The organism is Pectobacterium sp. CFBP8739, assembly GCF_013449375.1.
GTDB lineage: Bacteria > Pseudomonadota > Gammaproteobacteria > Enterobacterales > Enterobacteriaceae > Pectobacterium.
On the sequence record NZ_JACDRR010000031.1, the window covers coordinates 1,000 to 11,061 of the forward strand.

A 10,062-nucleotide genomic window follows, 5' to 3' on the forward strand; every position below is an offset into this window, starting at 1 on the left:
GGCGAACCGACCACCATGAGCAACAGCTTTGCGGTGGTGAAAGGGACGACAACGTGGCGCGCCGCGATGCCGTACAAACCGATGGTGGACGGCCCTCAAATCGCCACCGTTGTCGGTCCGGCGGGGGAAGAAATCTACTGCGACCAATACGGTCGGGTAAAACTGCAATTCCCGTGGGATCGCTACGGTGCGAGCAATGACCAGAGTTCCTGCTGGGTGCGCGTCAGTCAGGGCTGGGCGGGCGGCCAGTACGGCATGATCGCCATCCCGCGCATCGGCCATGAAGTGATCGTCAGCTTCCTCGAAGGCGATCCGGATCAACCGATTATCACCGGACGTACTTTTCACGCTACTAATCCAACGCCGTATATTTTACCGGCACATAAGACGCGCACCACGCTGCGTACCGATACCCATAAAGGCAGTGGTTTCAACGAGCTGCGCTTTGAGGATGAAGCGACGCGTGAACAGATTTACTACCATGCACAGAAAGACATGGATGGCGTGATCAACAATATCCATCGACAGAGCGTGGGGCGTGATCAGCACCTTAGCGTGGATCAAGATCAGTTTCAGCGAGTCACTCGCCATCGTCACCGAACGGTAGGAAAAGATGACTTTGAGAATATCGGTCAGGATCATCATCAGGAGATTGGCCGGAGTTTCATTCAGAAGATTGGTGCTTCGTTCAAGCGTTTCATCGGCGGCGGGGAGATTACCCGTATCGAAGGAAGCCGCCAGACGACGATGTCCGGCTCTGAAGAGACGCTAATTGGTGCGCACCAGCGTGTTCTGGTGAATACGGACAGCTATCTGAAAGCGGCGGATATTGTACTGGAAGCGGGTCAGGCGCTGACGATTAAAGCGCCGGGTGGTTTTATCAAGATTGATAGCGCGGGTGTGACGATTTCTGGGACGATAGTGAAGATCAACGATGGCGGAGCGGCTGGCGTAGGGACAGCGCCGGTATCGATTACGCCAGAAGATCCGACGAAGCCTACGCTGCCCGATGCGCCAGACAGACGTTAAGGAGGAACGATGCCAGGAGCAGCACGTTTAGGGGACAGCTGTGCGGGGCACGGCTGTTTCCCTGCCACCCCGATTATTGAAGGCAGCGGTGATGTCATCATCAATGGCAAACCGGCGGCCCGTAAGGGCGATGCGGTCTTACTCCACGCTTGCCCCTGCCCGAATATGCCCCACGGCGTACACAATCGCGCGATATCTGCGGGATCCGGTACGGTCATCATCAATGGCAAGCTGGCGGCGCGTATCGGTGATGCGATCGGCTGTGGCGGCTCGGTCGCCGCAGGCAGTGGGAATGTCATTATTGGTGATTCGCCCTATCAGTCCCCAGTGAAATCCTGTGCCGAACAGTCGGCCAAAAGTCGTGCACCTCTGTTGGCATTGACGCCGATGCTGCTGCCGACGTTAATGGAATGGGCGCCCGTTGCCGAGCTGCCCATTCTTGATGACTTGCTCTCTGTTGCTCAGCGTAAAGATCGCTATCTGGCGCGCGCCAAGTTGTCGACCGAAGCGGCATCTCTGCCGGGATTAGCCGATGCGGCAAAGCGACTGGCGTTTAACAACGACAGCATCTTGCGCGCCGAGGCCGCCCAGTATGTGTATTCGGTCGATGAATTTCGGCGAGGTGTGTTGGATAAACTGCCTAAGGCTCCGGTTGGGCTGGAATTATTAGAATCCAGCAAGCTTCCTGGCTTGACTGACAATGATTTTACGGATCTCAAGACTGGATTTGGTTCTGCGTTATTCAAGTCAGCCATTAATGGCGAAACGATGTTGACCTACCGAGGCACCAATAATGCGGTGACAGGTGTTAAAGACTGGTTGACTAACGCCACTCAGGGTATGGGATTTGAATCAGCGCAGTATAAACAAGCCATGGATCTCGCGACTCAAGTCAAAGATCTGATGCCAAATCCACCACCTGTCATCGTTGGTCATTCTCTGGGGGGCGGGTTAGCCTCTGCTGCGGTCAGTGCGACAAAGCTTCCTGGCTATACATTCAATGCAGCAGGATTACATGAGAATACTGTTGTGCGAGGTGGTGGTGCGACATTGGCAGAAACAGCATCGTTGATTAAAACACAAGCGGTCGATGGAGAGATATTAACCATGGCTCAAACCTACGGTAAGGCTTTGATTCCAGGTTTATTGTCTGGCGCGGGCGCATTGATTGGTGGAACTGCCGGCGCAGTGCTTGGGGGAGTCATCGGTGTTGCAAAATTACTGGAGGGGGGCCTGCCGAAAGCAAGCGGTGATATGATGGCGCTTCCCGCTGTTGGCGGTTCACCGATTGCGCGTCATGGTATGGATCAGGTGATTGCGGGCATTGAAAGCCAGAAAAAGGAAGATATCGGGAAGATAACCAATACATTCAGGGGAATATAATGCAATGGCTGGCACGGATAAAATGGGTAGGTGTCGTTATTCTGGGATTATTAACCGCTTGTCAGGCAGGAGGACACAGTATGCGGGCGAGTGAGCTTTTTGAACCGTCCGTAGTGGCGGTACTGGAAAGTATTCAAAAAGGTGACGAATCAGCAGCGCGTCATCAGTTGTCACAGGGCGTTAACCTGAATATTCAGGGAAAAGAAGGCGTCACGCCGCTGCTATGGCTGATTTATGAGGCCAAGGATAAAAAGGCCGTCACGCTGGCGCTTAAACTGGGTGTCGATCCGAACTATAAAGATGGATTTGGCGATAGCGCCGTAAATTCCGTGGCGGGAGCCAAAGATCCAGACTGGCTGCGCATTATTCTGGACGCAGGTGGAGATCCGAATGCAATTGGCCGTCGTGGTCAGCCTGCACTATTTAGCGCCATTAATGAGCAACGATGGGCTGATATTAAGCTACTCGTTGAGAAAGGGGCTGATCTGAATGTAGAAGATCAAAATAAAAGAAATAGTGCGCTTTATGCCGCCTACGTAAATGAATACGAAATTGTTTATTGGCTGATTGAGCAGGGGGCAAATTTCGATATCTATTCTTCAACGGGCAGTAGCTTGGCGTGGCGTGTACACGACAGCTTATCCATTATGTCTCCTAAATCGCCTCACTACCCTTGGGCACTAAAGGTAAAACAGGTGTTGCTGGATCGCGGCGTTAAATTTCCACCGTTGTCTCCTGCTGAAGTGCGGGAACGTTGGGAAAAAGGATTGCCGCTGTAATTGCTTTTCGATTTATCAATTTTATTATTCATGTCGTGTCATAAAAATAAGCTGATTTTTCCGCCCTGATAATCTGCATGATTATCAGGGTGCTATTGTGACTTTTAATAAAAACCATTGTATTAAAATTATCTCATTTATTTACAGGCAAATAGTGATGATGGAAAACGGTTATACCCTGTTTGAAATCAGCCAGTCTGCTATGCCCTTATACGCAATTATTTCACCGCTGAGTTATCCCGAGTTACCTGAATATTGGCAAGCTTTTCAACCTGCGGCGGCGAATATATGGCAACGGCTGAATTTGGGGAAGGACGCTGAAAGTTGGCAGGTTTGGGCACCAATAGTGGTGAAAATAGAAGAAGGCAAACCAGGAGAAACATTGCTGCATTGGCTGACTGATACACAGCCGGAGCAGCATGGTGGGGTGATGCTAATGCATGGCGACCTGACATTGCAGCAGATGGCTGGTTTTTGGCAGCAGCGCATTTCCTGTCTCTGGCCTAATGGTACAAGGGCTCTGTTTCGTAGCTATGCGCCCGAGGTTTTATCGGCGTGGTGGCTGACGTTGGATCGTGCTGCTCAAACTGATTTCCTCGGTCCGTTGGACACTCTATATTTACCCATTGTCACGAGTGAGCGTGGGGAATATAGGCTGTTCGCACAGCAGGAAATTAAGCATGAAAATAGCGGTGGCATGAATAACCCTTACCACATTACGTTAACGCCCTATCAATATGACCTGCTTTCCAATGACAATAGATTACATCGACTCGCGAATGAATTATTTCTTTTTGTCAGTGCAAGGTGTGTTTTCCCGCTGGATATTGAAATAGTCAAAGCGCGCTTTATTAGCGGCATAGCATTAGCTAAGAATTATTACCCCAAAGCCAGCGAAGCGGAATGTGAAGCCTGGTCTGCTCATCGCTGGGTGCTTGGTAGTGAATTCTATTTTCACCCGATCTTTATTCATCTCACTGAACGTTATTCAATGGCGGACAGTATTCGGATTTTTAAATCTGAGCCTGAACGTGTTGAAAGTGTACAGCTTAATTATCATCGCCCCGGTTGGATGCGGGGAGAGTTACCTGACATAACGGAGGTCACGCTGTGAGTGCACTGCAACCTTTTCTTGAACTGATATTGGAAGATGATACCGGCTGGCAAACGCGTATCGCTCAGGGGGGCTGCTTTGTTATCGCCGAAGCATCGATGAATAATGCGGTGCCTTGGCTGGCCGAGCGTTGGGGCGGCAGCCTGGAGCAGACCCGCTTGTACTGGGGGGAAACAGGGCGCGTTCATGCCTCGGTATCTCCCTATTGTATCCCGCTTAATGTTGCTAACTGGCCGCAGGTGAAAGAGCACATTGTTACCCAACCGGGCTGGGGTATGGGGTTACAGCTGGCGTGGTTTATGCAAGCCTATTCGCCGCTTGATCAGTTGCTTGAGGTGACGAAGCACCTACGGCAATGGAATCTGGTGGCGTCACCTTCTGGGGAAAACGCTATCCTGCGTGTGGGGGATTGGCAGGTGGTGAATCAGTTGCTATCCGCCAGCTCCGCTCAAGAAGCCTGTGCGCTCTATGGCCCGATAGCCAGCTTCTGCGATATTTCGCCTGACGGTACGGTACGCGCCTTAAACCTCATCGCCCGTGAACCACACTCTATTCCTGACATCCTGCCTCGCCAACTGAGTGCTGAACAATGGCAAGCCATCATGGTGCCTTACGGGCATCACAATCTGGCGCGCTATATGGAACATCTGCGCACTTACCATGCTGACTGGCAACATGCGTCTGACGATGAACTACGAGCGTTTACCCATCAGCAGGCGGAACAGGCGAGATACTGCGGCTTTAACAATGACTGCGATATTGTGCGCTGGCTGGCATTAGCGACGGAGCTGTCGCCGACGTTTATTCAACAACCTTGGGCAAAAAATATTTTGGCACAGCCGGAATACATTGGCACGCAAAGCCGTATGGATCGCCTGTATCAGGCAGCCATTGACCACCTGGACGAAGCATAAAATAAAAAGGACGTCATTTCATGAGTCAGGATAAAAGCAGCGCGTTAGCTGTCAGCGGGGATGCCGCAAAGCGTAATTTCACCACGGATAATAAAATTTCAGGAGGGTGTACAACCTGTGGTTGCGAAATACTCGTTTATTACCATTACGATTCAGGTGACCCAATACCGAACGCCCCTTTTCAATTAACCGATAGCCGAGACCACAAGATAGAGGGCAAAACCGACGATAACGGAATGTTTTTTATCCATGATATGGGGTGTGGCACATTTGAGCTGTTGATGGGGGAAGGCAGCGATACGTTCGATCCTAAAAAAACGGTACAAAATAACCCTGTTTTGATGTCTAACCCTGCTTATGCCAGTTTTGCTGGAGAATATTTTACCCTGTTCGTCATGCTCAGCAAGCAAGGACTGGTGGAGTATGGCGCGGTCCAACAGTCAGTGAGAATGCCGCAGAGCATGATACCGGATGAATATAAACCGGCATTAAAACGCTTCTGGGTACTGGAAAGGCAACTTTATGGCAGCGATGGCGAACTCCAAAGAGAGATCCGCCGGATCCAGCATCAACTGTCGGCGGAGTTAGCGAGTAGGGCGGCCAGCATTGATGATGCCGTGCTGCTGCTCTGTGAGGTCATTTTGGGGTGCGTTCCCGTGGTCGGGCAAGCCATGGACGTGTATTTCCTTGGGCAGTGGTGCTGGAATAGCTATGAAAACCCTGATTTGCTTAAGGACACGATGCACCAGATTGACGGGGTGTTGTGTGTCATTGGGTTTGTTCCCGGTGTTGGGGATGCGCTGAAAGTCAGCGGTAATGCGATTACCAAAGCCATGCGCAAGCTGAAAGGCGGAAAAGGCGACGACGCGCAGAATATTCGGGAAGCCACGCAGATTATTCGGGGATTGGGGAACGGTAATATTGTCAACTGGCTCACGAGCATACGCGCTAGTATCAGGGAGTATGCGGCCAAGGGGAAAGCGCTGCTGGAAACAATAAAAGAGGCGCTGGATCTCCTGGTGAACGGCCTGTCGGGTGGGCGCAGTTGGATTGTTACCCTGATGGCGGATACCTTCCAGTTGCTGGTCAATGTTCTTGGCTTATTACTTGAATTGTTTGACAGCATAGTGGGCTTAATTGAAGCCGAATTCGCGGCGTTCATCCCTAAAATCATGACGCAAATTATTGCGAGTTCACGGCCAAAAGGGAGTACTGGACTGTCGGCAATGGATGTGCAAAAGGGTGAGTCAGGCGATTATCGCTCGGATGATGAAGTTGCTAAAGATAAGGCACTTTCAGGAGAGTCTGGCGTATCGAGCGGTATTGCGGCAACGGTACTGGCATCAATGGCGGTTCTTGCCGGACGTGGTGGCGGGCATAACAAAGGCAAGCTCGGCATCTCTGAGACGGGGGCGGCTGGGGGGCAAGGTCATGCAACCGGATCGACACACGCGGCGCAGACTTCTCATACATCCTCTGAGCAATCTCATTCCACGTCATCGGAAACCTCGCCGCAGCACGCTAAACCGCAAAGCGAAGCTAGCGGCGATCAAAAGCCACCACAACAACCTGAGGACGTCACCCGCAAAGATAACGGTACGCCGCAAGACGATAAGGACACGATAGCCCTCCCTCAAGGTACGCAGCCTATAACACCCGGTGCTACGCATGAAACTAAACCGGATACGGCGGCTCAGGACAGGGCGCGGGAGCAGAACGACGGCACGGGAGCCGATTCTAAAAAGGGTGAGCGTAACGGCGATCCCGTCGATATGGCCACGGGGGCTGTGGTGGAGCAGCGCACCGATTTTCAGGTCAGTAGCCCGCTGCCGCTTTCACTGCAACGCGACTACCGTTCGACGGGGAAACGTTATTCGGGGTTGTTAGGTACGCTTTGGCGCACTAACTGGGACATCAGCCTGATGCTCGATAACGGGGTAGCAACGCTAACGGACGGCGAATTCAATCAGGCCTTCTTTGCCCTGCCCAACGAGGGGGAGTTCAGTCGCGCCGCGTCAAACCCAGAATGGCGGTTGACGCGGCAGGCGGGGCAACTGGTGCTCCAGCATGTCGGGGGCCTACGCTATCGGTTTGAGTATGCGCGTGGTCTCCAGCTTTGTTTGACGTCGATTGAGAATGCGGCGGGCCATCGCGTGACTTTCGAGTGGGTGTGGGGTGAGCTGCGTTGGGTGGCACTGTCGGACGGGCGTTTGATTCATGTAATGTCGGAGCGCCAGCGCATCACGACACTCACGCTCTGCACCCCGCAGCGCCAGCCGTTAAAAACACTGGTGCGCTATACCTATGACGAGCACGGGCATTTATTGCGCGTGCGGGCGGATGAGGGGCGCAACTTTGATTATCGCTACTCGCCGGAAGGCTGGCTGCTGCGCTGGTCGGATTTAGGTTCGACCTGGGTTGAGCACGACTACGATAAACAAGGCCGTGCCATCCGAGACAGCACCTCGGAAGGCTACTGGCCGGGTCACTTTGACTACGACGATGAGACGCTGACCAGCCATTACCACAGCGGGTTTGGTGGGGTGTTCAGCTATGTGCGCGACGCGCGTAATAATATTCTGCTCAAACGCACCCCTGACGGCGGTGAGACCCGCTACGAGTGGGTGGACAACCAACTGGTGGCCGAGACCGACCCGCTGGGTGGGCGCACGGCGTATCAGCGTAACGACTGGGGGCAGGTAACCGACGTTACCCTACCTGACGGCGCGACGCATCACTATACGTATGACGATAACGGACAATTACTGGCTTATACCGACCCGCTCGGCCATGCCTGGCGTTATCAGCGTAATGCGGCTGGGCAGGTTGTGGAGGTGAACGACCCGGAAGGACGTGAGTGGTTGTACCGCTACGATGACACGGGATTGCTGTCGACGGTGATAGGCCCAGACGGCGCGTTGCAGCGTTACCACTATAACCGTCGTGGCCTGCTGAGCCGCCTTGAGCGAGATAATGCACCGCCGGTAGCGTTCCGCTATGACGATCTGGACCGACTGACGGAGCGGCATATCGGGCATGAGGCGGGCGTGCAGGTGCGACGCTGGGAATATGACGGCGTGCGCGAGTCTCCATCGAAAGTGGTGTACGAAGACAGCAGCGAGACGCGGTTTGGTTACGATGTGGAAGGTAACCTGACGGCGGTGACGGATGCGCTGGGTCAGCGTTATCAGTTCCGCTACGGGGCGTTCGATAACCTGTTGGAGGCGACCGACCCGCTGGGGGCAACGGTGCGCTACCACTACAACGCGGAAGCCGAGTTCGCTGGGGTGACGAACAGTCAGGGACGGGACTGGACTTACGGTTTTGACAGTAGTGGGCGGCTGAGTGAGGAGCGGCATTACGACGGTCGGGTGTACCGCTATCAGTATGATGTGGCAGACCGTCTGATGCAGCGCACCGCGCCGGATGGCAGCGCACTGCACTACGAGCATGATGCGGCAGGGCGGATAACGCGCATCACGGCACGCAAAGCGGACGGGGAAACGGACGGCATCACCGAACTGGCGTATGACATGGCGGGTCGGTTGACCAAAGCCGCCAGCCCGGATGCGGTGGTGGAGTACAGCTATAACCGTGCCGGGCAGGTGACGTCGGAAACGGTGAACGGCGAAGTGGTGCAGAGCGGTTATGATGCGGGCGGTCAGCGAGCGGTAGTCGACGGGATACTGGCACCGCTGCAACTGGCGTGGCAGTCGGGTCGGCTGTCGTCACTGGGTATCGGTTCGCACCAGCCGTTGCAGTTCAGCCACACGTCAGCGGGCGAAGAGCAGCGGCGCAGTAACGGCAGCGGGTTCTCACTGCGCCATGAATGGAGCCCGACGGGGCTGCTGCAGCGTCAGGCGCTGGAAGGGGCGGACGGCCGGGTGAATGACGTGCTGGAGCGCCGCTACCAGTACGATGTGTTGGACCGGCTGACGGGTATCAGCGACAGCCACTGGGGGGAACAGGCGTTCCGGCTGAACGGGGCAGGCCAGGTGACGGCGGAGCGTCGCGATGAGGGACGGCGGCGTCAGGCACGGCTGTTTGGCTACGACAGCGAACAGAACCTGTGCGAGGTGTCACAGATAGCGCCGGGGCTGGGTGAAACGCTGAAGGTGCAGGATGCAGTGGTACAGTCGGTGGCGCGGTACGATGCGGCGGGTCGGGTAATTGAGCGCGGTCACACGCAATACCGGTATGACGACTGCGGGCGTCTGGCGATGAAGCGGGAAACGCGAGCGGGGTTCAGGCCGAAGGAAACGTACTTTGACTGGGACGTACAGGACCGTCTGGTACGGGTGAGCCTGCCGGACGGGGCACGCTGGCGGTATCGTTACGATGCGTTTGGTCGCAGAGTCAGTAAGGTGCGTGAGGGACAACTCCCGTCGGCGCAGGCGGTAGCGCGGGTGGCGTACCGGTGGGACGGTGACCAGCTTATCGGTCAGCAGCAGTATCGTGCAGATGGCAGTGCTGCACGGGAAGTGCAGTGGGTGTACGAGCCGGGGAGTTTCCGGCCGCTGGCACAGGTGGAGGCGCAGGGCGACAGCACGCAGCTGCACTACATCGTGACCGACCTGACGGGGACGGCGAGAGAGCTGTGTAGTGAGGCGGGGGAAATTCGCTGGCGCGGGGAGCAGGGGCTGTGGGGCGCTCACCGCGAAGAGCGACGGCCTATTCCGCTGAGGCGTTATCTGGGCGATGCGGCGAACGAGGAAGTGTACTGTGAGCTGCGCTATCAGGGGCAGCTGTACGACGCGGAAACGGGGCTTTACTACAATCGCCATCGTTACTATGATGCGGAGAGCGGACAGTATCTGTCGCCGGACCCGATAGGTTTAGATGG

General features: G+C 54.8%; 6 protein-coding genes. All 6 read left to right on the top strand.

Going from position 1 to position 10,062, the window contains the following annotated elements; all coding sequences use genetic code 11:
* Positions 1-1,029 (top strand): type VI secretion system tip protein TssI/VgrG (gene tssI, locus H0247_RS19905; protein WP_255434022.1); only part of this gene is annotated, 1,029 nt, incomplete at its 5' end.
* Positions 1,030-1,038: 9 nt separating this feature from the next.
* Positions 1,039-2,412, top strand: a complete 1,374-nt coding sequence (locus tag H0247_RS18560; RefSeq protein ID WP_180743851.1) for a PAAR domain-containing protein — start codon at positions 1,039-1,041, stop codon at positions 2,410-2,412.
* An 80-nt stretch (positions 2,413-2,492) separates the two neighbouring features.
* The gene (locus H0247_RS18565) at positions 2,493-3,191 is read left to right on the top strand and encodes an ankyrin repeat domain-containing protein (protein ID WP_180743854.1); all 699 of its coding nucleotides are present in this window, start codon (positions 2,493-2,495) and stop codon (positions 3,189-3,191) included.
* Between the two features lie 157 nt (positions 3,192-3,348).
* Positions 3,349-4,305, top strand: coding sequence for a DUF4123 domain-containing protein (locus tag H0247_RS18570; RefSeq protein WP_180743855.1), 957 nt, complete (start codon positions 3,349-3,351; stop codon positions 4,303-4,305).
* Complete coding sequence (locus H0247_RS18575; RefSeq protein ID WP_180743852.1) at positions 4,302-5,219, top strand: DUF4123 domain-containing protein; 918 nt, start codon at positions 4,302-4,304, stop codon at positions 5,217-5,219. Before H0247_RS18570 ends, H0247_RS18575 begins: the two co-directional genes overlap by 4 nt.
* Before the next feature lie 236 nt (positions 5,220-5,455).
* On the top strand, positions 5,456-10,062 hold a 4,607-nt coding region (locus tag H0247_RS18580), incomplete at its 3' end, for a DUF6531 domain-containing protein (RefSeq protein WP_370463383.1).

What these genes read in the sequence shown, in the direction of transcription:
- H0247_RS18570 (WP_180743855.1), top strand. Translation starts at nt 3,349, where the DNA reads ATGATGGAAAACGGTTATACCCTGTTTGAAATCAGCCAGTCTGCTATG.
- H0247_RS18565 (WP_180743854.1), top strand. Translation starts at nt 2,493, where the DNA reads ATGCGGGCGAGTGAGCTTTTTGAACCGTCCGTAGTGGCGGTACTGGAA.
- H0247_RS18560 (WP_180743851.1), top strand. Translation starts at nt 1,039, where the DNA reads ATGCCAGGAGCAGCACGTTTAGGGGACAGCTGTGCGGGGCACGGCTGT.